The sequence below is a fragment of the Bradyrhizobium sp. STM 3562 genome, assembly GCF_045571435.1.
Classification (GTDB): domain Bacteria; phylum Pseudomonadota; class Alphaproteobacteria; order Rhizobiales; family Xanthobacteraceae; genus Bradyrhizobium.
Map to the genome: position 1 here is coordinate 6,335,084 of NZ_CP120694.1, position 25,683 is coordinate 6,360,766.

The window sequence follows — 25,683 nt, forward strand, 5'->3', positions numbered from 1 at the left end:
AATTGAGATCGTGGACGAAGATCCAGATTCATTCACGCGATGAAGACCCCTCTGTGATTGGCTGAATTGGCGGATGTCAGCCGCATCAGCGATCACCACGTTACATTCGTAACCATCGCATCCTGTGGATGGCACAGCCGATTTCGCCCGCCCGGCGCACAAATCGGTTGGCCCTTGGTTCTCACGGGCCGCTCGCCGCGCATCAGGGCCACAGGCGCACGTCATGGTCCCGCCTGTGGCTACGTCACTTGTCCAACGCCTGAGCCACCAGCGCTTTGATCATGCGGCGGTAATACGGCCGGATGGCACCTGGTGTTTGCGCCATGTAAACAACGGCGAGTTGCTCTTTCGGATCTATCCAGAAGAACGTTCCACCGGCACCAGCCCACATGTACTCGCCCTCAGACCCGGGTACACCGGCAAGCCCTGGTCCTTGTCGAACCATAAAGCCGAGTCCGAACGTATAGCCATCCACACCCATCAGAAGAGCGCCGGGTGTAAGCGGTGATCCGGGGCGATTGCCCAATTGATCTGAGGTCATCAGCCTCACGCTGGTTGGGCTCAGATACCTGCGGCCATCCAGCGAGCCGCCATTCAGCATCATTTGACAGAAGCGCAAATAGTCGGCGGCGGTCGACACCGCGCCGCCACCGCCGGAGTCATTCAAGGGATCGATCTTCACATCGAGCATGGCGTCATTTGGGCCGCCTGTGAGCGGATTTTTCGGCAATGGCTCAGCGATGCGGCTCCATTGCGCCTCAGGAACCTTGAAGCCCGTGTCGACCATGTCGAGGGGGCGGAACAGCCGCTCGTCGAGAAATGCCGAGAGCCGCTGACCCGAGATCGCCTCGACGACGCGCCCGAGGACATCGACCGCCATGCTGTACTCCCATGTCGTGCCCGGCTCATGCACCAGTGGCGCTCTGGCAATGCCGGCGACGAATTGGTCCGGTGTGATCATGCGGGATTCCGCGGTGATGTCGGGCCGGTAGAGCTTTGCTTCGGCGTAGGCCGCTTTGATTTCCGGGACATTCGAGAATTCCCCGTACGTGAAGCCTGCCGTATGCCTGAAGAGATCCTGAATGGTCATTTGACGCTTGGCGATCTCCCGCGTGGTCTTGCCATCCTTGTCCGTGACAAGCACCTCCATCTTGGCGAACTGCGGCAGGAACTTCGCCACCGGATCCGTGAGCTGCATCCTGCCCTCCTCGACCAGCATCATGGCGGCAACCGAGGTCAGGGGTTTCGTCATGGAATAGATGCGAAAGATCGCATCCTTGGTCATTGGCTTGCTGGCCGCCTTGTCCTGAAACCCGATCGCTTCGGAGTAAATCAACTGGCCTCGGCGAGCGATCATCACGACTGCGCCCGGCATGCGATCAGCGTCGATCTCCTTTTGCAGTACGGTCCGAATGCGGGAGAGCCGGTCCGGCGAAACATCGACGGTTGCCGGCTCCGCGATTGGGAGTACCTCGGCAAAGGCGTGACCGGCGAGGACCAAGGTCGTCGTGACAAGCAGCAGTCTCAGCGCAGCTTTCATGCTTTCCTCCCTTGTTCGTTGTGTTGCTTCATGGCTGCGGGTAGCTCGCGATGATGTTCCATCGATTGTCGGCTGGCAAGGCAGGCGACAAGGGGTCTATCCGCATTGCGCTGGCGCGATTGCGCCGACGCGCTCAATCATTGCCACCATGCCGGAAGGAGGATACCGGCCTTGCGCAAAATGCTTTACGATTATTGATCGCGTTCGCAGTTCGAGAGACGGGCGGATGACAGCTAACCATCACCGGATTCGACTTGCCTGCGCGGTTGCCATGGCGACCGTGATGATGGGCTCTGCGGTCCGCAGCGCCGTGGCCGCACCGTCCGCTGCGTCGACGAGCAGCACGTCGACGGACAGCCCCATGCTCGCCGGACACGAGGCGCGCAGCGGGCGTTTCCTCTACGCAATCAATCAGGCGGCGACCACACGGGGCTCGATATCGGTCTACGACATCAGTGCCGGGCATCGCCTGGTTAAGACCATCGAGACCGTTCGCGACGTGGACGACGTCAGGGGGGTCGCCGCCAGCACGGCGACCGGCCGGCTCTACGTGGCCTACCGCAACCGCTCGGGCATCGGGATGATCTACTGCCTCGATCTCTACAAGGATGGAGTGCTCTGGAATCGCGCCATCGATCCCGACGTCGATCGGCTGGCGGTCCACCCGGGCGGGCAGCTCTTGTACGTTCCGACCTCGGAAGACGGCTCGGCCCCCTTTATCAACGTCCTGGATGCCAGCACGGGTGACGCCGTTCGCAAGGTGTATTTCTCTCATCGATCGCACGACACCCTCTTCCCGGTTTCCGGGCCGCTCTTTCAGGAGACCAAGGCCGAGGACGGAAGCGGGAAATACCTCTATTTGATCGATCCGCAGAGCTACGCCGTCTCACGCACCGGCCCTTACGCGGGCATTCTCGGTCCCTACGCGGTTGATGGCACCAGCCGCTACGTGGCGAACAACGTGACCGGCCTGTGGGGGATGCAGGTTGCCGACCTCAAGAGCGGCCGCATCGTCACCGCCGGTCTTGCGGAGCATCCGCACGGCGAGCCCGGGCTGCTGCACGGGATTGGCTGGACGCCCGATGAGCGCGAGGTGTGGCAGAGCAGCAGCGTGGACGATCCGCACATTTATGTATGGAGCATGCGCGATCCGATGGCCCCGGTCCTGGTGGAGCGGATCAGCATGCAAAGTCATCGCGGGGCGCATTGGCTTACCTTCGACATTGAAGGCAACTACGCTTATGTCGCGCCCAACAAGAGCAGCGATGATCCCACCGAGATATTCGACGCTCACACACACAAGTCCGTGGGCCTGATCGGTTCGTCGGAGGACATGATCGAGATCGATTTTGCCGATGGCAAGGTCAGCCGCGTTGGAGATCAGTATGGCGTCGGACGCATCGTGCGCGGTTCGACGAACTGATCGATGCGGGGATCTCGCTCGGCGATCCCTTCGATTCGCCCGTCGAGCAGCCAAATCAGTTCAATTTTCGATTGCCGCACTCGCTAAACGGCGCGGAAAGCCTGCGAATTTCACCTGCGCGAAAAATCGAATTTGCCGAGGCATTTCAATCCGGTCTGACCTGTCCAGATCCGATGGCAAAAATATTTATATTTCGTTTTTTCCGAATTTGATGATTACTCCTCTCCGTTCCGCGCCTGCATGAGGGGCGTTACGCGTCGTCACGAAACGTGGTGCGGAATGCGGTGGACGCGAGAATGCCGACAGACGAGCGGCATGATCGCGGACGGCGAAGTCGTGTGGTTCTGGCGCGCCCACGCAGGCGCCAAGTTGGCGACGATGCTTATCGCATCGCGCTGACGACGGTGGCAATCAAGCCTGGTTCACCGGGAAGAGCACGAAGTAAGCCGTAAACCACTCGCGCGGGGAAGGCCGGTGTGATCACCGCCTGTACCTGTGGTCAACGCGCGCTCGCGCAATTTCCTTTGCGCGGGGGCCCCGGGTGCAGCGGCCACCCGGCCTTCCCTGCCCCTCTGATCTTCAGTGAGGGCGAAGCTTCCTGGCACAGCTCGGGCGCCACGCGCCGCGAGAATACGAAGGCATGTCAGCCGGGTCCTGCGATGGCCTTGGCAGCCCAACCCGCGCACCGTTCGCGCCACTGGCATCACGGATGCAAGAGGGATTAACGATGCGAGACGGACAAGTCAGAAATGTCGGATCGGCGATCATGCTTCGCAGTGCGTCATCGACGTGCCGCCACAATTGTCGCTTCAACTCAACTTCGGCAAAGAGAATTTGGGGAAACGTCGAGGCGTGCCACGCGAGGATTGTTGTGACGCAACGTCCGCCCGTAGCGCGTTTGGACAGGCTGAGGACAAGGCAATGTCGGCAACGCGGCCGATCGAGAAGCGCAAGGCACTTGCCGCTGCGGCACGCCGGCTGCTCATCGCTGCAGTCGCTTTGATGGCGAGCCGTTCGATCTCACTCGCCGGCGACGAGGCGCTGCGGATCGTTGATGCGTGGGTTCCAGCGACGGATCGGATCGGCGCCGATGTGCCGCTGCTATTGACCATCCGCAACGAAGCCGATGCCGCAGATGCGCTTCTGCGCGTCAGATGCCCCATCGCAAATTTCTCCGAAAGGCATACAGTCGATCGCGGCGAAGGGGCGCCCGCGATGCGAATGATCCCGCAGATCCCGCTTGCCGCTGGCAGCACCACGGTGTTCAAGCCGGACGGCTATCACGTGATGCTTCTGCAGACCCGGCAGCCGCTCGCGAGCGGCGAGCGGTTCACGTGCTCAATCGCATTCCAAAAGGCAGGAACAATCGAAACGGAGGTGAACGTCCGCCAACTTCCCTGAGATCGTTCGCAGGCGCAACAGCATCTCGACAGAGACCGACGCGACACTTCTGCACGAGGTCAATGAGATAAAGGTCGATGAACAAAGAAGGAGGAAACGACATGAAAGACTTTAAAGGGTACAGGCTTTCGTTGCGAGCCGCATTGCTCGCAACCGTTGCTACAGTCGCGACCATCGCCGCAGTGCCAGGCAAGGCAGATGAGGTCACGCCTCAGCGGCTGCTGAATGCGGACAAGGAGCCCGGCAACTGGCTTCTGCATCACAAGGACTTTTCCGCCACCCGCTTCTCCAGCCTTTCCGAGATCAACAAGGGCAATGTGAAGAACCTCAAGGTTGCCTGGACCATGCAGCTTGGCGGCGTCGAGGGCGGCGGCATCTGGACCCATGGCGGTCTCGAAGGCACGCCGATCGTCGAGAATGGCATGATGTATGTCACCGACGGATGGGGCTCGGTCTACAAGATCGACACCCACGGCGGCAAAGGCACGCTGCTCTGGAAGATGGATCCAAAGACCGACCACGACTGGGCGGGCGCCGTGGCCTGTTGCGGCGTCGACAACCGTGGCGTCGCGCTGTGGGGCAATCTCGTGATTTCGCATACGCTCGACGGCCGGCTGATCGCGACCGACAAGGAGACCGGCCAGGTCGCCTGGCAACGGCAGGTCGCCGATCCCGACAAGGGCGAGGTCATCACCGGCGCGCCCTTGATCGTCAAGAACATGGCGATCACGGGGGTCGCCGGTGCCGAATATGGCATCCGCGGCTGGATCGCGGCGACCGATCTGACCACGCAGAAGGAGGTGTGGCGCACCTACACCATCCCTGGCAAGGATCAGCCCGGGCACGAGACCTGGAAGGACGATCAGAACGCAGCCGCGAGCGGCGGCGGCTCGACGTGGGTGACCGGCAGCTATGATCCGGCAACCAACACCATCGTTTGGGGCGTTGGCAATCCGGGCCCGGACTGGGACAATGAGTATCGGCCCGGCGACAATCTCTACACGGACAGTTCGCTCGGGCTCGATGCCGATAGCGGCAAGATCAAATGGCACTATCAGCACACGCCGAACGACCCTTACGATTACGACAGCGTGGCTGAGAACGTGCTGGTCGATGTTCCCGGCCCCAACGGCTCGACCGAAAAGCTCGCGCTGGAGGCCGACCGCAACGGCTTTGCCTATGCGGTCGACCGCACCAACGGCAAGTTCGTCTGGGGCCTGCCCTTCGTGAAGAAGGTGACCTGGACCAAGGGCCTGGATCCCGAGACCGGCAAGCCGGCCGAATACGACCCGAGCAAGCAGGTGCAGCTCTACAATGCCGCGGTCACACCGAGCCGGCAAAACAAGGTCACCGACATCTGCCCCGGCAACATGGGCGGCAAGAACTGGCCGCCGACCGCCTATAATCCGGAGCTGAAACTCTGGTACATCCCTGTGATCGAGAGCTGCAACCGGATCACGGTCGAAGAAGAAACGCCGCAGAAGCTGAAGCCGCGCGAATTCTTCACCGGCGGTGGCCCGAGCCAGCCGGTTCGCATCACCGGCAGCGTCACCGCGATCGACGTGACGAGCGGCAAGATCGCGAGCAAGTTCGAGACGCAGTTTCCGAACCTGGGCGGCATTCTCGCAACCCCGGATCTGGTCTTCTCCGGCCAGCCCTCCGGCGAGGTGATGGCGCTGGACGGCAAGACGCTGGCGAAGCTCTGGGAGTTCAACACGGGTGGCGGCGTGAATGCGCCTCCGATCACGTTCTCGGTCGACGGCAAGCAATATGTCGCGATCCTCGTCGGACTCGGCGGCGCCTGGGATAAGTGGTTCATCGATGCCACGCCCGAGCTGAAAAAGATGCAGCCGGGATCGATGCTCTACGTCTTCTCCCTCTAAAGCCTAAAGCACTAGGAGCGGGCGATTGGATATCCTGTCGCCCGCTCTTCTGCCCAGAACGGATCGACAAGAGAAATGATAGGACTCAACAGGGCTGGTGCGGCGTTCGTGATGCTCGCAACCGCGGCGATCGCGACAGGCGCAAGCGCGCAGTCGGCGGATCCCACCGATGCAGGCAAGGCCATCTTCAAGCGAGCCAATTGCGTCGGCTGCCACAAATGGCACGGCAACGGCGGCGGCGGCTATGGCGGCGATGCACTTTCGTTACGGAAGACGGAGCTGACGCGTGAACAGATCATCGAAACCGTAGGATGCGGCAGGCCGGGAACCGGCATGCCGTTCTTCACCCGCGGCGCCTATGATGCCGTCAAATGCTACGGCATGACGCGCGAGGACGTCGATGGCCGGATGCCGCCGGAGGCCAACACCTTCCTGCGACCCAAGGACATCGAAGCCGTCGCGGATTACGTCATCGCCCACATCAAGGGCAAAGGCGAACCGAACTACGGCGAATGCATCGCGTTTTTCGGCGAGGGATCTCGCGTCTGCGACGTCTACAAGGCGGAGCAGTCGACCAGCACGAATGCAGCCACATCGGGGCAGTCGAAATGAAGCCGTGGACCCCATTGGCGATGGCTGCCCTCGCTGTCGTGCTGACGTTGCGGCCAGCAACGGCCGAGGACTTCTCCGGCAACGATCTGCGCGACATCAGGATTGGAATGGCCGTCACCGATCTTCCGGATACTGGCTATACGGATTTTGCCTGCGCGACCGATGCCAGCCGCAAGCTTTCCGCCTGGTCCGACTGGCGTAGTTGTCCGGTCGGCACGGATCAATTGCGGGCGCTGCGCTTTGGCTACGACCCCGCGACCAGCAAGGACGGCACCGTCGTCGCCGGCCATCCGGCCATCCTGACGGCGCTGATCGACGAGGCCGGCACCGTTGCCGGCCTGAAGATCGAGACCGATCCAAAGGCACGGTTCTATCTGCGCAAGAAGGCCTTCCTGTTCGGTCCCCAGGTGAAGGCGCGCTATGGATCCGAGGGCTGGACCTGCACGCAGGCCCAGCCGGATCCCGGCGAACAACCGGTCGGCGGGGTCTACATCAAGGAGAAATGCACCAAAACGACTGATGAACGCGCGCTCGTGGTGGAGCGCAGTCTGTTCCGGCAAGCCGGTCAGGACGAGCGGAGCTTCGTCGACGAAACCCGGGTCACCATTCTCCGCGCGCACTCTTAGCGCGGGATGAATCCGAACGAGAATCCCAGGCGGCAACCTTATCGTGGCCCATCCTTCGAGACGCGGCCTTGTGGCCGCTCCTCAGGATGAAGTCGTCATGGTTGGCGCACTCTCGATCCTCATGGTGAGGAGCGCGGCAAAGCCGCGCGTCTCGAACCATGAGGCCCCGGATGAACGGGAATCACCTTTTCACGAGTGTCGCTCACGCTGCCAGCGAGTTCTCCACCAGCTTGATCCAATAGGAGGTGCCGTAGAGGATCGCCTCGTCGTTGAAATTATAGGCGGGATGGTGCAGGCCTGCGCTGTCGCCGTTGCCGCAGAAAATGAAGGCGCCCGGCCGTGCCTCCAGCATGTAAGCGAAATCCTCCGCGCCCATCAGCGGCGGCGTCTCGTGCACATTGCCCTCGCCTGCCACCTGCTTGGCGATGCTGATCGCCTGCTCGGTCTGCGCGGCGTGGTTGACGGTCACGGGATAGCCGCGCTCGTAAGTGAGGTCGATCCTGGCGCCGGTGATCTGGGCGACGCCCGCCACCACCTCGCGCACCCGCCGCTCCACGAGATCACGCACCTCCGGCGTCAGCGTACGCACGGTGCCGTGCAGCTCCGCGGTCTGCGGGATCACGTTGCGGGCATTGCCGGCGTGGAATTCGCACATCGAAATGACAGCCGATTCGAGCGGGTCGACATTGCGCGACACGATCTGCTGCAGGGCAGTCACGAGTTGTGCGCCGACCATCACGGAGTCGATGCATTTGTGCGGCCGTGCCGCATGCCCGCCATGGCCCTCGATCCTGATGTCGATGGCATCTGTGGCCGCCATGATCGGGCCGCTACGGATCGCAAAGGACCCGATCGGAATGCCCGGGCCGTTATGCATGCCGTAGACCTGCTCGATGCCGAAGCGCTCCATCAGGCCATCCTTGATCATCGCGGCCGCGCCGGCGCCGCCCTCCTCCGCCGGCTGGAAGATCACGACGGCGCTGCCGGCGAAATTCCGCGTCTCCGCGAGATAGCGCGCCGCGCCGAGCAGCATGGCGGTGTGGCCGTCATGGCCGCAGGCATGCATCATGCCCTTGGCCTTGGAGGCGTAGGGAAGATTGGTCTGCTCCTCGATCGGCAAGGCATCCATGTCGGCGCGCAGGCCGATCACCTTGAGCTGGCCATTCGTCGCCGCCTTCCTCCCCTTGATGACGCCGACGACTCCGGTCTTGCCAAGGCCGGTTGCGACCTCGTCGCAACCGAATTCGCGCAACCTGTCCGCCACGAAGGCCGCGGTGCGGTGGACGTCATAGAGCAGTTCCGGATGTTCATGGAGGTCGCGGCGCCAGGCCTGGATTTCGGGGTGCAGATCGGCGACGCGATTGACGATGGGCATGGAAAGTCTCGGTTGTTTGGTTCGGATGGCGGGTAGTCCTCTCTAGCATGCAAGCCGTGTTCCGCCCAGCGCCGCGGCGGTCTATACAGGTGTCACAAAGATGCGCGAGCGCTTAAAAATCCGAGGAAAGTGAGGGAGTTATGAGACGGCTTGAGGGCGAGTTCGACTATATCGTGGTCGGCGCGGGCACGGCCGGCTGCATCGTTGCCAACCGCCTGTCGGCCAATCCGAAGCACCGCGTGTTGATCCTGGAAGCCGGCGGCGACGACAACTGGATCTGGTTCCACATTCCGGTCGGCTATCTGTTCGCCATCGGCAACCCCCGCTCCGACTGGATGTTTCGCACCGACCCCGAGCCCGGCCTGAACGGACGCTCGCTGGCCTATCCTCGCGGCAAGGTGATCGGCGGCTGTTCCGCCATCAACGCCATGATCTCGATGCGCGGCCAAGGCGCCGACTATGACCATTGGCGCCAGCTCGGGCTCACCGGTTGGGGCCGCGACGACGTCTGGCCGCTGTTCAAGAAGCTCGAAGATCATTTCCTCGGCGAAAGCGAGCACCACGGCGCAGGTGGCGGCTGGCGCATCGAGGCGCCGCGGCTGTCCTGGGCCATTCTGGATGCAGTGGGCGAGGCAGCGGAGGAAATGGGGATCAAGAAAATCCCCGATTTCAACACCGGCGACAACGAAGGCGTCAGCTATTTCCACGTCAACCAGAAGCGCGGGCGGCGCTGGTCCAGCGCGCGCGGCTTTCTCAAGCCCGCACTAGGCCGCCCCAATTTGCGGCTGGAAAAGCACGTGCTGGTCGATCGCCTCGTCATCGAGGACGGCCGTGCGGTGGGCGTACGCTTCGCTCGGGATGGCGAGACGTTCGAGGCGCGTGCCAAAGGCGAGGTGATCCTGTGTGCCGGCGCGATCGGATCGGTGCAGGTGCTGCAGCGCAGCGGCATCGGGCCTGCGCATTGGCTCTCCCCGCTGGGCATCGAGGTCCTGCGCGACAAGCCTGGCGTCGGGCGCAATCTGCAGGATCATTTGCAGCAGCGCGCGATCTACAAGGTCAGCGGCGTGCGAACGCTGAACGAGACCTATTGGTCGCTGCCGCGGCGCGGCCTGATGGGGCTCGATTATGTCTTCCGTCGCCGCGGGCCGCTCACCATGGCGCCCTCGCAACTCGGCATCTTCACCCGCTCGGACGCGACGCGCGAGCGCGCCAACATCCAGTTCCATGTGCAACCTTTGTCGCTGGATAAGTTCGGCGACCCCCTGCACCGCTTCCCCGCCATCACCGTGAGCGCCTGCAATCTGCAGCCGACCTCACGCGGCGAGATACGCATCCGCTCAGCCGATCCGAATGAAAAGCCCTCGATCGCGCCGCACTATCTGTCGACCGACGACGACCGCCAGGTCGCCGCCGACGCCATCCGCACCACGCGCCGGCTGATGCGCCAGAAGGCCCTGGCGCGATTTTCCCCGTCCGAACTCCTGCCCGGCCCCAGCGTCGGGGATGACGACGCCGCACTCGCGAAGGCCGCGGGCGATATCGGCACCACCATCTTCCATCCCGTGGGCACTGCGAAGATGGGCACCGCGACCGATCCACTCGCCGTCGTCGACGAGCGGCTGCGGTTTTTCGGCATCGGCCAGCTTCGCGTGGTCGACGCCTCGATCATGCCGACGATCACTTCAGGCAACACCAATACACCGACCGCGATGATCGCCGAAAAAGGTGCCACAATGATCCTGGAAGATGCGCGCTAGCGCGCTCCAACAATGGGGAGGATAAAATGACGCTATTCCAGCGCCCGACGCCACCATCATTTCGTGCCGAAGATACGTCCTCCGAAGTCGGCACCAGCCGGCGTGGCTTCCTGAGGCTGGGATGCGCCTGCTGTGCCGTCCTGGCTGCACCTTTTGCCCATGCACAGACGCCTTCGCCCGACGTGGCGCGGCATCTCGCGGCGGCCAAGGAAGCCGCCGGCTCCGATCTCGGAGCCTATCTCACGCTTGGACAATCAGCCGATCCGAACTTCAAAGCGGAGGCACCTGACCTTGCGGCGCTCATGAGGATGCCGGCTCCGCCCCCCGGCAAAGCGTTCGACAATCTCTATTTCGTCGGCAGCAAATGGGTAAGTAGCTGGGCGATCACCACGTCCGGCGGCATCATCCTGATCGACGCCATGGACAATGAGGAAGAGGCGGCGCGGATCGTCGAGGGCGGGCTCAAGACGCTGGGGCTCGATCCTGCCGAGGTGAAAACGATCGTCGTCACACATGGCCATGGCGATCACTACGGCGGCGCCAACTATTTCGTGCGGAAATACGATTCGCGCGTCGTCGCAAGCGAAGCCGACTGGACGATGATGGAGACCAAGCTCGAGTTCGACAGCCCGCTCTGGGGCCGGCCGCCAAAGCGCGATGTCTCTGTCGGCGACGGCGCCAAGGTGACGCTCGGCGATACCACCATCGATATCCTGATCACGCCCGGTCACACCATGGGCACGATTTCTCCGCTGTTCGACGTCTGGTCGGGCTCGCAGAAGCATCGCGCGCTCTTGTGGGGCGGCACCGCCTTCAATTTCGGCAAAAAGCCCGAGCGGCTGCAGGCCTATATCGACGCCACCGCGCGCACGTTCAAGATCGCCAAGCTGCAGGGCGTGGATGTCTTCCTCTCCAACCACAATCTTTACGACGGCGCGGTGGAGAAGCTGGCCGCGAAGTCGGCGGAGGGACCCAATCCGTTCGTGCTCGGCGAAGCAACCGTGCAACGCGCGCTGACCGTGATGAACGAATGCGCGCAGGCGACGCTGGCGTTGTGGAATTCGTGATCGGGCACGTCGCGGGCCGCGTTACTCCACGACCTTGATGAATTCCGGCGGTTGCGAGGCGTAGTAGGATGCCGCTTCCTCGATCTCCTGCGGTGTCATCGCGCGCGCGATGTTGCGCATCTGCTGATTGATGTCGTTGCGGCGCTCGCCGGAGGCAAAAGCCTGCAGTTGCGTTTTCATATAGAGCGCGGACTGGCCCTCGAGCCAGGGGCTGCCCGTCTTATTGTCGAGGCTGCCATGGCAGGAGCCGCACGGCGCGATCCCGCGGAGCGGCGCCCCATAGACGACAATTCGGGTCGGTGCCAATTGTGGTTCAGGGTGAAAGGCCGGCAACCGCGGCAGATAAGCATAGTAGGCGGCGAGATCGGCAATGTCCTGATCGGAAAGATTCTGCGCAAATGGCGACATCACCGCGTTTGTGCGCGCGCCGGAGCGGAAGTCGAGCAGCTCCTTGTAGATCACACTGGCATATTGGCCGGCGAGATTTGGCGAATCCGCCTGGCTGATGCCGGTGGGTCCATGACAAATGGCACAGCGCTGCGCGAGCGTCGCGCCGCGGCCGATCGATTCCTGGCTGGCACGCGCGAGCGTTGTCGAGGTGAGCACGACCCGAGAGGTGTGTGCCGCAGGCTGCCCACCTTCAGCCGTCGACGCGCGCGGCAGACCAGCCGCGCCGCAGATCGTGTCCCAAAGGCCCGCAAACTTCAGTTGCGGCTGGGCATAGGGCAGCACAATGAAGCCGCCGAGCGCCGTCAACAGGAACAGTGCAACCGTAATGCCGACGCTCGCCGAGAAATAAGGATTGCGAAACGAGAATATCTCGCGCGCGCTCATCGCTGCGCTCCCACGTAGACTGCGGGCACCGACGTATCCTGGCGCGAGGCTAGGTTCGCAATCGGGAAGCCATAATTCGTGATGGTCAGGCCGATCATCAGCGCCACCCACAACGCGTAACTGTTGAGAGCGATCGGCACCCGTACCGGCGGATGCACCGCCAGGCTGAAGCGGTAAGGACCGGCCTCGGCGTGCGGCGCCATCTGACCGCGGGCGAGAATGAACAGGAACAGCAGACCTGAAGCGAGCAGGATGACGGCGCCGATCACCGACAACGTCACATACACCGCCTCCGGCGCCAGTGCCGGGCTGGTGAAATCGAAATAGGCCATCCGGCGCGGCATGCCGAGAATACCCACCCAGTGCCAAGGGAAGGTGGTGACGATCATGCCGATGAACCACAGCCAAAGCTGGGTGCGGATCAGCCTGACATCGCTGAAGGCGCGGCCTGTCAGATGAGGCCAGAGATCATAGGCGATTGCGAAATACATGATGACGATGGCGCCGCCGAAGATCAGATGAAAATGGCCGGTGATCCACTGCGTGTTGTGCACGGTGGCATCGAGCTGATAGCTCATGTTGATCAACCCGCCGGCACCGCCGAAACCGAGCATGACGAATGAAAACGCGACCGCAAGCATGATAGGGTTGTCCCAGGGCAGCGCGGCGATCCAGCCGAACAATCCCCGCCCGCCGCGCAGCCGGCCCGCGATTTCGACCGAGGCGCAGATCGTGAACACGGTGAGCAAGGTCGGCAGCGCCACCAGCGCGGTGAAGGCGGAGTGGATGAACTTGAATCCGGCGCCCACTTGCGGGTCCGCAAAGGTGTGGTGAATGCCGATCGGCATCGCCACCACCAGGAAGAGGATAAAGGCCATCCGCGCCATGGTATCGCTGTAGACCCGGCCGCCGATCGCGCGCGGCACGATGGCGTAATAGGCGATGTAGGTCGGGATCAGCCAGAAATAGACGATGGCATGCAATGTCCAGGAGAAGAACACGCGGGCGAGCCCGGCGTCGATCGTGCTCCTCAGTCCGAGCGCAACCGGAATGATCTGCAGCAGCAGCTCAAGCGCGGCGCCGACCGCCGTCCATGCCCAAAGATAGGAGCCCGCGACGTTGGCAAACATCGCAAGCGGCACCGGCGCATCCGGATGCGCGCGCCTCCAGACGTGCAGATTGATCGACATCAGCGCAACCCAGACCCAGGAGCCGACCACCACCAACACCACGCCGATGTAATAGAACGGACTGCCGATCAGCGGCGGATAGAAGGTGTAGAGCACCGAGGCGCGGCCGAGCGCCACCGGCACCATCGCGATGACCGCGCCGACCGCAATCAGCCAGAATCCGGTCCAGGCCCAGCGGACGCCAATCAGACGCTGCTCGAGCGCGGATTCGCTGATCGCATAGCCAAAGCCCATCGCCACCAGTGTCGGAAACACATAGCCCATCGCCGTGCCATGCGCGGTGAGCGAGCGGTAATACCATTCGGGATCGCTGAGCCAGGTGTGCAGCGGGCTGCGGACGAACATCTGCCAGGCGCCGAGCACCAGCGCGAGACCGAATACGGCAAAAGCCAGCCAGAAATGCGCGAGGATGAGCCTCTTATTCACCAACACAGCTCAGCCTCCCGCCATTTTTTGCCCGCGCGGCGAATTCCGCCTTGTCGATCACCCTCACCTTGCCCCACATGCCCTCGTGGCCAAAGCTGCAGAACTCCTGGCACGGCATCAGATAGTCGCCGGTCTTCTCGAAGCGCATGAATTGCTCCGAGATATAGCCGGGCACGAGCATGGTGTTGATGTTGGTCCCCTAGATCAGGATGCCATGGACCACGTCGGCGCTGGTGGCGCGTAACGCGATCGGCGTCTGTGCCGGCACCAGGATGCAGGCGGGCGTGAACGAATATTGCTGGCCGCTTGCGCGCACCGTCACCGAGCCATCCGGTTCGAGCACGCTGCCGAGATTGGACTCGACGAACTCGCCGGACAGATGCAGGCGCGACGGATCGACGGTCTCGACGCGCGCCTGCGGCATGGTCGCCCGGTGGATGCCGGCGATTGCAGCAAGCAGCGTCACCGTCACGACGATGATGATAGAGACGACCGCCCAGCGCCGCTCGACGCGTGCGGCGACCTCGGCGCCGTGAGGATTATCCTGCACGCTCATTGCAGCGCCCCGCGCGGCATGAACACGAAGAGATAGAAGACAAGCCACATCAAGACCACGATCACCGTCGCTATCCCTGCCAGCATCAGCGCGCCACGCGGTCCGGCGGCGACCACGCGGTCGACGGCCTGTTGATCGGCCGGGGCAAACTGGGGCGAATCCGAATTGAACATGGGCAGCCTCAGTTCAATGGCGCGGAGCGCAGCTCATTGGCTTCGCGGGCGCTGACCGCCGCGCCGCGATTGCCCCAGGAGGCGCGGATATAGGTGACGACGGCAGCGACCTCGTTGTCCGAGAGCAGTCCAGCGAATGGTGGCATGCCGTAGGGCCTGGGATTGCCCGCCGTGCCCGGCGGATAGCCGCCGTTCAGCACCATGCGGATCGGATTGACCGCGGATTCCATTCCTATCGACTGGTTGCCCGCAAGTGGCGGCCAGTGCGGCGGCTTGCCCTCGCCTTGCGCGCCGTGACAGCTCGCGCAGCGCGCGTCATAGACGGTCTTGCCGAGGCTCATCAGCAGGCTGCTCTCTGATCGCGGCAGCGCCGAGGCCGCCGCCGGAGGCGGTGGCGACGGTTCGGCGATGCTCTTCAGATACACCGCCATGGCACGCGTATCGTCGTCTGTGAGATATTGCAGGCTGTTGTGCACCACTTCGGCCATCGGCCCGTAGACCACGCCGCGCATCGAAACGCCTGTCTTCAGGAGATCGGTGATGTCCTTGATGCTCCAATCCCCAAGCCCCGCCTCGCGGTTCGACGTCAACGACGGCGCGTACCAGTTCTGCATCGGGATCAGGCCGCCCTTGAAGGCCTCCGATTGCGAGGTGCCGCCGAGCGCGTTGATTGGCGAATGGCACATGCCGCAATGGCCAAGTCCCTCGACCAGGTAAGCGCCGCGATTCCATTCCGCCGACTTGCCGGGGTCCGGCTTGTATTCGCCTTCGGTGAAGAACAGCGTCCGCCAGCCGAGGATCAACTGCCTGTTGTCGTAGGGAAAGCGCAAATCGTGCTCCCGATTCTTCTGGTTCACCGGCGGGACACTCTTCAGGTAAGCGAAGATCGCATCGCTGTCGGCACGTGTGACCTTGGTGTAGGACGCGAACGGCATCGCCGGATAGATCAGGCCGCCGTCGGGAAATCGGCCCCTGTGCATGGTCTGGTAGAAATCGTCGGCGGTCCATTTGCCGATCCCGGTGTCGCGGTCCGGCGTGATGTTGGAGCTGTAGAGCGTGCCGAACGGCGTCGGCATCGCGCGCCCGCCGGCGAAAATGCGCCCCTCCGGCGCGGTGTGACAGGCGATGCAATCGCCGGCGCGTGCAAGATACTCGCCTCGCGCGATGATGGCGTTGCTGTTGGCTCCATCCTTGTCCTGGGCCAGTGCGGCGCAGGCGAAGAGCGAGGCGAGAATAACGGGAAGGAATCGCGACCTCATCACCCGCGCTCCTCAATTCGGTTCGCTGCCGCAAGCGAAGGGCAGCACGTACGTCCCCTTCGGGGCAGGTGCCAGGCTCACGGGTGCTGTCCGCGACGCAAGCCAGGCTGCAACGGCCGTAACATCCGCTTCGGTCAACTTGGCGGCGACGGTCTGCATGCAATCGGGCGCCTTTGCCGTGCGGGTGCCATAGCGCCAGGCGCCGAGCTGCGCGCTGATGTAGTTTGCACGCAACCCAAGCAATCCCGGAATGCCGGGCTCCATGCCGGTGAGCGCCGGCCCATGGCAGCTCGCGCAGGCCGGAATCTGTCGCGACGCGTCTCCATGCGTCACCAGCGATTCCCCGCGCTGCAAAACCTCCTGGCTCACGTCACTGGCCGCAGGCGGCGGCAATGGTGGATGCAGGCTTGCGAAATAATCCGCCATGTCTTGCAGGTAGGGATCGGGCAGAAATTCAAGCAAATAGTTCATCGGCGGGTATTTGCGCCGGACGTTTCGGAACGCGAGGAGCTGATTGTAGAGATAGCCGGCAGGCTTTCCAGCAAGGCGCGGGAAATAAACATCATTCGTCCCCTGCCCCTGGTCGCCATGGCAGGGCGCGCAAGCCTCGACGCGCGCTGCCATCGTATCGGGCGGCTGATTAGGTGTTTCGGCGTTGGCGGGAAAGGCCTGGATGGAAAGTGCAAATCCAAGGCCGGCAATGAAAACGCGCAGCAACACGCGGCCTCCCCAAAGCAGCGTAACCAGCAAGTCTAAACGCTCGCCGGCATCGATTGTTCCTCGTTGCGGACAGCGTAGAGTCGCAGCGGATTCTTCCTGATGCGACTCTACTTGGCAAGCCTCGTCCGCGTTGTTGCGATGATCCAAATTAGGGCGAATTGTCGCTCGTTCGACATTATCTCAAATGGTGATGACCGCTCGCCAACCAGCGCTCTACTGACGAGGCGCATCCTTGGACAGGAAGGAAGCGGGGCGGTTGACGAGATCGGCGCCGCGGTGAGCGCATCCAAGCCCGGCGATCACGTCCTGACTTCCAGCATCTCGTCCTGCGGAAAATACGACTATTGCCGGCACGGCACGTACTCCCATGGCGCGAACGGCGGATGGATTCTCGGCAACAGGATCGACGGGACCCAGGCGGAGCGGCATAGGTCGCCGCATCCGTAGTTTTCCTGACCGGAATGCTCCGAATTTTCCGCCGGCGGCCCCGCTGGTATCTCTATGACGTGAACGTCGCCCTAATGCGGGATGCGAAAGATGACCCAGGTCTTTTTCCATTGTTCCAACAGACGAGGAGCGGTGCTTAAGGGATGCCCCGCCGAGGTGACTGACCTCGCTGAGGCGCGGGAATACGCGAACTGCGTCATCCGTTCCCTCATCATGGAGCCGACCGCGGAAGACTGGCGGGGCTGGGTCCTGCACGTCACCGACGACGATGGCGAGGAGCTCTTCACCCTGCCCTTCACCTCCATGCTCGGCAAGCCGCATTGAGAGGACGCCATGCCGATCCCGCAGCCGTCCTTGTCTCCGCTTCGACGCAGCCTGCATGTGATCGCCGCGGGGTGGCAATGGCTGATCAAAGCCGCCTGGGATCCCTATCGGCCCGAGCTGCACTACATGCGTGGGCCCGGCCCGAAATGGCGTGCGGCTCATCAGCAACGCGTCGAGCGTAACCTGCTGTAGTCAAGGCGAATCCCGCACCAGCTCACGGAAACGTCATTAACCCCTGCCGCAATGCCAGCGGCTCGCCGCGGATGCGGTGGGAATAAACTCCGAGCGCGCTCGATCAAAGCCGTGGAGCCCAATCATGGGTCCAAGGAGAGAGCGCGATGAGCCACAACCACAAACACGACGAGGAATCCGGCATCAGCCGCCGCAGAGTGCTTGAATGCATGACCTGGGCGGGCACCGGCGTGCTCTGGACCATTTCCGGCGGTGTGCCGCGCTCGCTCGGGCTGGTCGATGCCGCGAGCGCCGCCGAGCGAGGGCTGACATTCCTGCAAATCAGCGACAGCCATGTCGGTTTCGACAAGCCGGCCAACCCGAACGCCCTCGGCACGCTCGAAGAGGCGATCAACAAGGTAAAGGCGCTGCAGACCAAGCCCGCTTTCATGATTCATACCGGCGACATCTCGCACCTGTCGAAGGCCTCCGAGTTCGACGATGCGGACCGCATCATCTCCCAGGCCAAACTGGATGTGCATTACGTGCCGGGCGAGCACGACTTCCTCGATGAAGAGGTCAAGTTCTACAAGGAACGCTACGGCAAGGGCACCAAGGGCCCGGGCTATTATTCGTTCGACGCCAATGGCGTACACTTCGTCGGCCTCGTCAACGTCGTGGACCTGAAGGCCGGCGGCCTCGGCAATCTCGGCGCCGAGCAGCTCGAATGGCTCGAGGACGACCTCAAGGGAAAATCGAAATCCACCCCGATCGTGGTGTTCGCGCACATCCCGCTGTGGACCGTTTATCAGCAATGGGGCTGGGGCACCGAGGACGGCGCGCGTGCGCTCGAATATCTCAAGGGCTTCGGCTCGGTCACCGTACTCAACGGCCATATCCACCAGGTGATGCAGAAGGTCGAAGGCAATGTCACCTTCCACACCGCACGCTCCACGGCCTTCCCGCAGCCCGCACCCGGTACCGCTCCCTCGCCCGGACCAATGAAGGTCGAAGACAGCAGGCTGCGCAGCGTGCTCGGGATTGCCAGCGTAAACTTCAAGCAAGGCGATCAGCGCCTCGCCATCATCGACACGCCGCTGCAGGGCTAAGGGAATTCGCAAATGACGCTGACCTATTTCCGCGGCTTGGGTCGCCACCTCCTGCTTCGCCTCGCGCTCGCCGCGACCATTTCCCTCACGCTCGGCGCCCACAGCGCGCAGGCCCAGGAGTTGCAGGTGACGATCGACAACTTCACCTTCACACCGCCCGACCTGACGGTGAAGGTCGGTGACACCGTCACCTGGACCAATCACGATGACATCCCGCACACGGTGGTATCGGCAGGCAAATTCAGGTCGAAGACCATGGATACCGACAACAGCTTCTCCTTCACCTTCACCGCGGCCGGCGACTACAAATATTTTTGTTCGCTGCACCCGCATATGACGGGAATGATCAAGGTTGAGTAGTGCCGCAAACCAAGGCATCACAATGGTGCCCGGCCGGTGGCCTAAAGCCGGCCGGGCACCCGCGTCTTCTGCAACCGCCGGGCAAAAGGCGATGCCGGTCTTCAGTTTCGATCATGATCCCGACAGGGCGCGGCGCTTTCGCGAATTGACGCTGCCGCATCTGAACGACGCCTACACGCTCGCGCGCTATTTGCTGCGCGATGCAGCGGATGCCGAGGACGCGGTGCAGGAATGCTACCTGCGCGCGCTGAAGCATTTCGACACCTATCGCGGGCCGGCGATCAGGCCCTGGCTCTTCGCGATCCTGCGCAACATCTGCCGCGCCGAATATGCGCGCCGCGCCGCCGCGCCCGCCGCGACCATCGAGGACACGCCGGAAGCGGCGGAGCAAACCCCACTGTGGCATGAGAGCCAGGAGACGCCGGAGGCGCAGATCCTGCGCGAGCGCGATGCCGATGCCATCCGCCGGCTGATCGATACGCTCGCCGAACCATTCCGCGAGACCTTCGTGCTGCGCGAAATCAACAACCTGTCCTACCGCGAAATCGCCGAGACGGTCGGGGCGCCGGTTGGCACCGTGATGTCCCGTCTCGCCCGCGCCCGCGCCATGCTGCGCGCGGCATGGATCGCGGAACAGGAGGCAGCGAGATGACATGTGAGGAAGCCGAAATCCTGATCCACGCGCTGATCGACGGCGAGCTCGATGCGAGCCACGCGCGCGAGGTCGAGGCTCATGTCGCAGCGTGCACGCATTGCGCCGCCGCCCTCGCCGCCTATCGCCAGATGAGCCAGGCGATCGCGGGCGCCGCTCTGCGCTATACCGCGCCGGAGAGCCTGCGGCGCCGCGTCGATGCCGCGCTGCCAAAGGCGACAGCCGCAGCGCCGAGCCGCCGCCTGGTGCTGCGCGGTTTTGCGATGGGATCAGCGGTGTCGGCGCTTGCCGCAACCGGACTCGTCGCCATCGTACTGCGCGAGGACGACGAGCAGCGCATCATGTCCGAGATCGTCTCCGCGCATCTGCGCTCACTGCAGGCCGGCCATCTCACCGACGTGCTCTCGACCGACCAGCACACGGTCAAGCCATGGTTCAACGGCAGGATCGACGTCGCCCCGCCCGTGATCGATCTCACCGCGCAGGGCTTTACCCTGATCGGCGGCCGCCTTGACTATGTCGACGCCCGCCCGATCGGAGCCGTCGTCTACAAGCGGCGGGCGCATGTGATCAATCTGTTCGTCGCGCAGACCGCGAACACCGAGCATCGTGCGGCCCGAACCGAGACGCTGCAGGGCTACAACATCCGCACCTGGAGCGACCGCGGCCTGAATTTCTGGGCGATCAGCGATATCGGCGCGGATGAGCTCGCCGAGTTCAGCGAGAAATTCGAGGCGGCAACGCGCGCCAATAAGGAGGGATAGAGCGTAGCCCGGATGAGCGCAGCGATATCCGGGCGGCTAATCCCGCATGTCGCTGCGCTCACGCGGGCTACGGCTGACGCCCAGTCTTACGCCGACTTCCGCACCGCGTTGTCGACCAGCGTCTTGCCGAGCGACCAGATCGCGCCTGGGACCTTGTGGCTGGCGGCGATCACGCTGTCGAACGCGGTCGCGATCCAGTTGCAGTCCTCTTCGGTGATGTTGAGTGACGGCAGCAGCTTGATAGTGTGGCTGCCATGGCCGGCGACCTGGGTGAGAATCTTGTGATCCTTGAACAGCGGCACGGTGATGAGCTGACAGAATAGCCCCTTGCTCGCGGTCTCCAGCACGTTCCACGACGCCTTCAGCCGCAGCGATTTGGGCGGACCGAACTCGACGCCGATCATCAGGCCCTTGCCGCGAACCTCTTTCATCAGCTCGTAGCCCGGGACCATGCGGGTCAGCGCCAGCCGGAGCTCCGCCCCGCGCTTGGCGGCGGCCTCGATCAGCTTTTCCGACTCCAGCACTTCGAGCGTGGCGATCCCCGCCGCCATCGCAAGGTCGTTTTTCGCAAAGGTCGAGCCGTGTACGACCGCACGATCCATCTGGTTGAAGATCTTGTCGAAGATGCTCTTGCGCGTGAGCAGCGCGCCGACCGGGACATGGCCGCCGGACAGTGCCTTGGAGAGCAGCACCATGTCAGGCTCGACATTCCAATGCTCCACCGCGGTGAAGCGGCCGGTACGGCCCATGCCGGTCTGGATTTCATCGGCGATGAACAGCGTGCCATATTTTTTGCACAACGCCGCCGCCCCCGGCAGAAACTCGTCGGTCGGCATGTTGACGCCCTTGCCCTGGATCGGCTCGACGATGAAGCCGGCGATCTCGCGCGACGACAGGGCCTGCTCCAGCGCGGCCAGATCGTTGAACGGAATCGACGTGCAGCCGGGCAGCAGGGGCTCGAAACCCTTGCGGAAGTTCGGGTCGTCCGTCAGCGACAGCGCGCCGTAGGAAAGCCCGTGATAAGCGTGGCCGCAATAGACGATGCCGGGGCGGCCCGTCGCGCCACGCGCGAACTTGATCGCCGCTTCCACCGTCTCGGCGCCTGAATTGGCGAAAAATACTTTATCGAGATAAGGGACAAACTTGAGCAGGCGCTCGGCCAGGACGCCTGCGAGGGTCGAGACATCGAGTTGCACCAGATTGGGCAGGTCGCTGTCGAGCACGCTCTTCAAGGCCGCGCGCAAGGTGGGATGATTACGCCCGATGGCGAAGACGCCGAAACCGCTCAACAGATCGAGATAGCGCACGCCATCGCGATCGTAGAGATATTGGCCCTGCCCCTTCTGGAACCCGACATCGTACCCGATCGTTTTGAGTACCCGGACGAGCTGTTCATTGAGGTGGCGCGCATGCATGGCGCTGCGCTGCGCCTGACGCTCAACAAACATCTCGGAAACGTCTAGATTCGGACTTAGCATCAGCTACATACTTCGGTTGATGGCCATCTCGTCAACTGAAAACGCTCAATGCGGCGTTTTGCCCTCATTCACACCCTCAAAGCAAGCACAGGTTTGAGCCATGTTGCACTGCCCACGAAAGTTCATGCGTAAAGCCAGTATTTTTTCGGGGGCCTTTCTTCTCAGTAGCATCGTGCCTGCTTTGGCGCTTGACCCGACAGGAGACTGGCGGGTGGCCGATGGTGTCGCAAATGTCCGGGTAGCGCAATGCAATGGCGACATGTGGGGCGTGATCGCCTGGGAGAAAGAGCCGGGCGGTCGCGACACCAATAACCCCGATCCGTCAAAGCGGAATAGACCGACTTTGGGCATGCCAATTCTGCTCGATATGAAGAAAAAGCCCGGCACCGATCAGTGGGAGGGACAAGTCTACAACGCCAAGGACGGGCAGACCTATAGTTCTACCATCAAGCCCACCGACTCCAACCATCTCGAAATTCAGGGCTGCGTACTCGGCTTTCTCTGCGGCGGCGAGACCTGGACGCGCGTCGCGCCGCCGATTCCCTCGAACCCCGCCAACAGCATGGCCAAGGGCGGTCCTCCGAGGAGCAGCGCGCCTCAGACAGCGCCTAACCCGCCGCGGACCACCGGTGCCGCCACCTCCCCTGCTCAGAAGCATGCGTCCGGCCATCCGAACGATCCGGTCGGCGACATCTGCCTACTCCCTGATGTCGCGGGGCTTGCCCATTAGTGCAGGCTGAAACAGCAGCACGGCCGCCAGCGTGGTCAACAGCGAAAGCGCGAGCAGCTTGCCCATGCTGGATGTGCCGGGATGGCTCGACAGCCAGAGGCTGCCGAAAGCGGTTGCCGTGGTCATGGCGCTGAAAAAGATCGCCCGCGTCAGACTGGTCTGCAACAGATTCGTCCTCCCCGAACGCCACGCCGTGACATAATAAATCTTGAACGCAACGCCGACGCCGAGCAAGAGCGGCAGCGCGACGATATTGGCGAAATTGAGCGGCAGCCCGATCAGCACGCAGATTTCCAGCGTCACGGCACCCGCGACCAACAGCGGCACGAGCGTCATCAGCACGTCGGTGATCCGCCGCAGCGTGATCCAGAGCAACAGGCTTATCACCACAAGCGCGTAGATACCCGCATGGACAAAGGCGCTGACCACGGTGTCGCCCGATTTCAAGATCGAGACCGGCCCACCGATCGCGGTCGGCTCGGCGGCGAGCACGGCGCTGGCGAATTTGCGCAAATTATCGTTATCGTTGGGATCGCCGCGCGGTAGCGCCTCGACTCGCATCAGGCCGTCCTTGCTCTTCCATTCGCGCACCAGTCCCTGCGGCAGCGTCTCCAGGCTGACCGGTTGCGCCTGCAGCGCGCTCCTTAGCTGGTTGAATACGACATTCATCGGGGTGACGAAAATCGCCTGTGCCTTGTTGCGCGTGGCCTCAGTGGCGGCGGCGAGTTTTTCCAGGGCATCGGCCAGCCGTCGGCAGGCCATGGCACCCGGCCCCTTGTCATCGCCGGCCGTGCGCCGCAGGGCGGCGACCGAGCTCTTCAACGAATCGATGTTCTCCTGATCGGAGGGCGCGGGATCGACGGAATCAGGATTGAGCGCGGGGCCAAGCGTCTTCGCGGCCTGCGCGATCAGCTTCAGCTTCGGTCCCTGGTCCTCCGGCACGAAGCCATCCAGCGACATCACGCGCAGCACTTCCGGCAGCTTCTCGAGCTTCGCCTTGATCTGCTGGGCCTCGGCATCGGAGCGCGTCAGCACGTTGATGGCGCTGGCGCCGGTGTTTGGATCCTTGCGCAGGTCGAGATAGGTCGCGATCGACTCGGCATTCGGATTGCGCAGATGCATCGGGTTGAAGTCGAACCGCATCTGGTAGAGCAGCGGCAGACCGGCCACCGACACGGCCAGCGTGCCGACCACGATCGGGATACGGTGCTTCTCCAGAAAATGATCGACCGGCGCCAGGAAGGCATAGCCGACCGGCTCCTTCTCGCCGGGCGGGTTGAGCAGGGTCAACAATGCCGGCAGCACGGTGATGCTGGAGAGAAACGCAAACAGCATGCCGACGCCGGCAATCTCGCCGAGCTCGGAAATGCCCCTGTAGTCGGTCGGCATGAAGCAGAGAAAGCCTGCCGCCGTCGCCATCGCCGCCAGCGACAAGGGCACCGCGACGCGACGCGCCGCCTGGGCCAGTGCCTGCTTCAGATCGTTGTTCTTGAAGCGCTCCGAGCGGTAGCGGACGCTGAACTGAATGCCGAAATCCACGCCCAGGCCCACGAACAGCACCGCAAAGGCGACGGACAGGATGTTCAGCGACCCCACCAGCGCCAATCCCGCGGCCGTGGTGATCGCAAGCCCGATGAACAGGTTGACGAACACGGCCAGGATGATCTTCGCCGAGTGCAGCGCGAGCCACAGGATGACCAGCACCACGATCACGGTGCCGATCCCGTTGATGATGGCGCCCTCCTGCACGGTCGAATATTCTTCGTTGGCGATCGGCACCGGCCCGGTCAGGCGGACCCGCGCCTGATATTTGCCGGCAAAGTCGAGGTCGGCGGCCGCGGTCCGGATCGCATCGGTGGCCGCTCTGCCAGGCTCGAGCGCGTTGTAATCCAGGATCGGCTTGAACTCGATGAAGGCGCGCTTGTCGGAATCGGTGAGCGGTTGATCGCTGGTGAGCGCACGCCAGGAGAAGTTGGCGTTGCCCCTGTTGAGGACGTCCTCCACGGTCTGCGCGATCATGTTGAAAGGCCGCGCGGTGCTGTCGAGCTTGACCTCACCGCGCTTGACGCCGGAAAGCCCGGTCTCCAGCGCACCGGTGAGCCCGCGGATCGACGGATCGCCGGCCATGATCTCGACCAGGGGTGCGGCGGATTCGAATTGGCCCGTGATCTCGCGAACTTCCTCCGTCGGCAGGAATAGCAGGCCTTCCCTGTCAAAGAACTCGCCCCAGCCGAGCGGCTGCATCGACATGAAATGCGTCGTATCGCTCTTCAGCTTACCCAGGAGCGCGCTCGCTGCGGCGACGGTTTGTTCGGGCGTTGGCGCTTCCACCACGGCCAGAATCGTGCTGTCGCGATCGAAGGCCCGGTCGAACTGCTGGTCGCGCTGGCGCCAATCCAGCTTCTCCGAAATCAGCGTATTGATGTCGGTGTTGATGGAAAAATGCCGCGCCGTGTAATAGCCGGCCGCAACCGCCAGAGCGAATCCGACAAGTAAAGTCAGAACAGCAAATCGGGTACAGGCTCTGACGATCGAAACAACGATACTTGTCAGCACTTCTTTTCTTTCTAATGGTTCAGGGGTCGACGGAAACGTCCGGCTGTCTGGCGGCGTTTCCTAAGCCGGATTAACCTGGATTTGAACTTTCTTCCTCGTAAGGACTGCCTGAGCGTGGCAGGAAAACGACAGCGCTCCCGCGATGCGGCTGATATAACCGGGATTGCTGGGCGGTAAAGTGGCGAACACGTGAGGTAGTAAAGACTTCAGCTTCCGTAACTTAGCGCTGACTACTATAGTACCGCATCGG

24 protein-coding genes and 1 pseudogene are annotated in these 25,683 nt (G+C 62.9%); 15 read left to right on the forward strand and 10 right to left on the reverse strand.

Going from position 1 to position 25,683, the window contains the following annotated elements:
• Nucleotides 1-244 precede the first annotated feature (244 nt).
• The gene (locus P6U23_RS29240; RefSeq protein WP_407175859.1) at nt 245-1,540 is read right to left on the reverse strand and encodes a serine hydrolase domain-containing protein; all 1,296 of its coding nucleotides are present in this window, start codon (nt 1,538-1,540) and stop codon (nt 245-247) included.
• 271 nt (nt 1,541-1,811) lie between these two features.
• Between P6U23_RS29240 and P6U23_RS29245 the strand changes: the two genes are divergently transcribed.
• The 5 genes from P6U23_RS29245 (at nt 1,812) to P6U23_RS29265 (ending at nt 7,485) form a co-directional block, all read left to right on the forward strand.
• Nucleotides 1,812-2,963: a hypothetical protein gene (locus tag P6U23_RS29245; protein WP_407175860.1), complete on the forward strand. Its 1,152-nt coding sequence runs from the start codon at nt 1,812-1,814 to the stop codon at nt 2,961-2,963.
• A 921-nt stretch (nt 2,964-3,884) separates the two neighbouring features.
• Nucleotides 3,885-4,364: a copper chaperone PCu(A)C gene (locus P6U23_RS29250; protein ID WP_407175861.1), complete on the forward strand. Its 480-nt coding sequence runs from the start codon at nt 3,885-3,887 to the stop codon at nt 4,362-4,364.
• Nucleotides 4,365-4,465: 101 nt separating this feature from the next.
• The gene (locus P6U23_RS29255) at nt 4,466-6,247 is read left to right on the forward strand and encodes a PQQ-dependent dehydrogenase, methanol/ethanol family (RefSeq protein ID WP_407175862.1); all 1,782 of its coding nucleotides are present in this window, start codon (nt 4,466-4,468) and stop codon (nt 6,245-6,247) included.
• A gap of 111 nt (nt 6,248-6,358) precedes the next feature.
• A complete protein-coding gene (locus tag P6U23_RS29260; protein ID WP_407181623.1) occupies nt 6,359-6,859 on the forward strand; it encodes a c-type cytochrome in 501 nt (166 codons plus the stop codon).
• A 20-nt stretch (nt 6,860-6,879) separates the two neighbouring features.
• A complete protein-coding gene (locus tag P6U23_RS29265) occupies nt 6,880-7,485 on the forward strand; it encodes a hypothetical protein (protein WP_407175863.1) in 606 nt (201 codons plus the stop codon).
• Nucleotides 7,486-7,687: 202 nt separating this feature from the next.
• Here P6U23_RS29265 and P6U23_RS29270 read toward each other — a convergent pair whose 3' ends face one another.
• Entirely contained in the window at nt 7,688-8,860 is a 1,173-nt protein-coding gene (locus tag P6U23_RS29270) for a M20 aminoacylase family protein (RefSeq protein ID WP_407175864.1), read from the reverse strand.
• A gap of 140 nt (nt 8,861-9,000) precedes the next feature.
• On the opposite strand from P6U23_RS29270, the gene P6U23_RS29275 reads away from it, so the two are divergent.
• Together P6U23_RS29275 and P6U23_RS29280 are read left to right on the forward strand one after the other, a co-directional pair.
• Complete coding sequence (locus tag P6U23_RS29275; protein WP_407175865.1) at nt 9,001-10,617, forward strand: GMC family oxidoreductase; 1,617 nt, start codon at nt 9,001-9,003, stop codon at nt 10,615-10,617.
• A 26-nt stretch (nt 10,618-10,643) separates the two neighbouring features.
• Nucleotides 10,644-11,684 (forward strand): MBL fold metallo-hydrolase, encoded by a 1,041-nt coding sequence (locus tag P6U23_RS29280; protein WP_407175866.1) that lies wholly within the window; start codon nt 10,644-10,646, stop codon nt 11,682-11,684.
• A 21-nt stretch (nt 11,685-11,705) separates the two neighbouring features.
• On the opposite strand, the gene P6U23_RS29285 is transcribed toward P6U23_RS29280, so the two are convergent.
• The 6 genes and pseudogenes from P6U23_RS29285 to P6U23_RS29310 form a co-directional block, all read right to left on the reverse strand.
• Nucleotides 11,706-12,518: a c-type cytochrome gene (locus tag P6U23_RS29285; protein ID WP_407175867.1), complete on the reverse strand. Its 813-nt coding sequence runs from the start codon at nt 12,516-12,518 to the stop codon at nt 11,706-11,708.
• The gene (locus P6U23_RS29290; protein ID WP_407175868.1) at nt 12,515-14,140 is read right to left on the reverse strand and encodes a b(o/a)3-type cytochrome-c oxidase subunit 1; all 1,626 of its coding nucleotides are present in this window, start codon (nt 14,138-14,140) and stop codon (nt 12,515-12,517) included. The genes P6U23_RS29285 and P6U23_RS29290 overlap by 4 nt, the downstream gene beginning before the upstream one ends.
• A pseudogene (locus tag P6U23_RS29295) lies at nt 14,127-14,690 on the reverse strand (cytochrome C oxidase subunit II). The gene P6U23_RS29290 and the pseudogene P6U23_RS29295 overlap by 14 nt, the downstream one beginning before the upstream one ends.
• The gene (locus tag P6U23_RS29300; protein WP_407175869.1) at nt 14,687-14,863 is read right to left on the reverse strand and encodes a hypothetical protein; all 177 of its coding nucleotides are present in this window, start codon (nt 14,861-14,863) and stop codon (nt 14,687-14,689) included. Before P6U23_RS29300 ends, P6U23_RS29295 begins: the two are co-directional and overlap by 4 nt.
• Before the next feature lie 8 nt (nt 14,864-14,871).
• Complete coding sequence (locus P6U23_RS29305; RefSeq protein ID WP_407175870.1) at nt 14,872-16,122, reverse strand: c-type cytochrome; 1,251 nt, start codon at nt 16,120-16,122, stop codon at nt 14,872-14,874.
• 12 nt (nt 16,123-16,134) lie between these two features.
• On the reverse strand, nt 16,135-16,746 hold the full coding sequence (locus tag P6U23_RS29310) for a c-type cytochrome (protein WP_407181624.1): 612 nt from the start codon (nt 16,744-16,746) through the stop codon (nt 16,135-16,137).
• A gap of 234 nt (nt 16,747-16,980) precedes the next feature.
• Between P6U23_RS29310 and P6U23_RS29315 the strand changes: the two genes are divergently transcribed.
• The 7 genes from P6U23_RS29315 (at nt 16,981) to P6U23_RS29345 (ending at nt 20,669) form a co-directional block, all read left to right on the forward strand.
• Complete coding sequence (locus P6U23_RS29315) at nt 16,981-17,289, forward strand: alcohol dehydrogenase catalytic domain-containing protein (protein ID WP_407181625.1); 309 nt, start codon at nt 16,981-16,983, stop codon at nt 17,287-17,289.
• A gap of 90 nt (nt 17,290-17,379) precedes the next feature.
• The gene (locus P6U23_RS29320; protein ID WP_407175871.1) at nt 17,380-17,613 is read left to right on the forward strand and encodes a DUF6894 family protein; all 234 of its coding nucleotides are present in this window, start codon (nt 17,380-17,382) and stop codon (nt 17,611-17,613) included.
• A gap of 9 nt (nt 17,614-17,622) precedes the next feature.
• Nucleotides 17,623-17,805 (forward strand): hypothetical protein, encoded by a 183-nt coding sequence (locus tag P6U23_RS29325; RefSeq protein WP_407175872.1) that lies wholly within the window; start codon nt 17,623-17,625, stop codon nt 17,803-17,805.
• A gap of 146 nt (nt 17,806-17,951) precedes the next feature.
• Nucleotides 17,952-18,893 (forward strand): metallophosphoesterase family protein, encoded by a 942-nt coding sequence (locus tag P6U23_RS29330; RefSeq protein ID WP_407175873.1) that lies wholly within the window; start codon nt 17,952-17,954, stop codon nt 18,891-18,893.
• 12 nt (nt 18,894-18,905) lie between these two features.
• Entirely contained in the window at nt 18,906-19,253 is a 348-nt protein-coding gene (locus tag P6U23_RS29335) for a cupredoxin family copper-binding protein (protein ID WP_407175874.1), read from the forward strand.
• 91 nt (nt 19,254-19,344) lie between these two features.
• Nucleotides 19,345-19,905, forward strand: a complete 561-nt coding sequence (locus P6U23_RS29340) for a sigma-70 family RNA polymerase sigma factor (protein WP_407175875.1) — start codon at nt 19,345-19,347, stop codon at nt 19,903-19,905.
• Nucleotides 19,902-20,669 (forward strand): anti-sigma factor family protein, encoded by a 768-nt coding sequence (locus tag P6U23_RS29345; protein WP_407175876.1) that lies wholly within the window; start codon nt 19,902-19,904, stop codon nt 20,667-20,669. Before P6U23_RS29340 ends, P6U23_RS29345 begins: the two co-directional genes overlap by 4 nt.
• An 86-nt stretch (nt 20,670-20,755) precedes the next feature.
• Here P6U23_RS29345 and hpnO read toward each other — a convergent pair whose 3' ends face one another.
• Entirely contained in the window at nt 20,756-22,147 is a 1,392-nt protein-coding gene (hpnO, locus tag P6U23_RS29350) for an aminobacteriohopanetriol synthase HpnO (RefSeq protein ID WP_407175877.1), read from the reverse strand.
• Between the two features lie 124 nt (nt 22,148-22,271).
• Between hpnO and P6U23_RS29355 the strand changes: the two genes are divergently transcribed.
• Nucleotides 22,272-22,877: a DUF2147 domain-containing protein gene (locus P6U23_RS29355; RefSeq protein ID WP_407175878.1), complete on the forward strand. Its 606-nt coding sequence runs from the start codon at nt 22,272-22,274 to the stop codon at nt 22,875-22,877.
• Here P6U23_RS29355 and P6U23_RS29360 read toward each other — a convergent pair.
• Nucleotides 22,845-25,433 carry an MMPL family transporter gene (locus P6U23_RS29360; protein WP_407175879.1) on the reverse strand — a complete coding sequence of 863 codons (2,589 nt, stop codon included), beginning with the start codon at nt 25,431-25,433 and terminating at the stop codon, nt 22,845-22,847. The genes P6U23_RS29355 and P6U23_RS29360 overlap by 33 nt on opposite strands.
• Nucleotides 25,434-25,683: the final 250 nt, after the last annotated feature.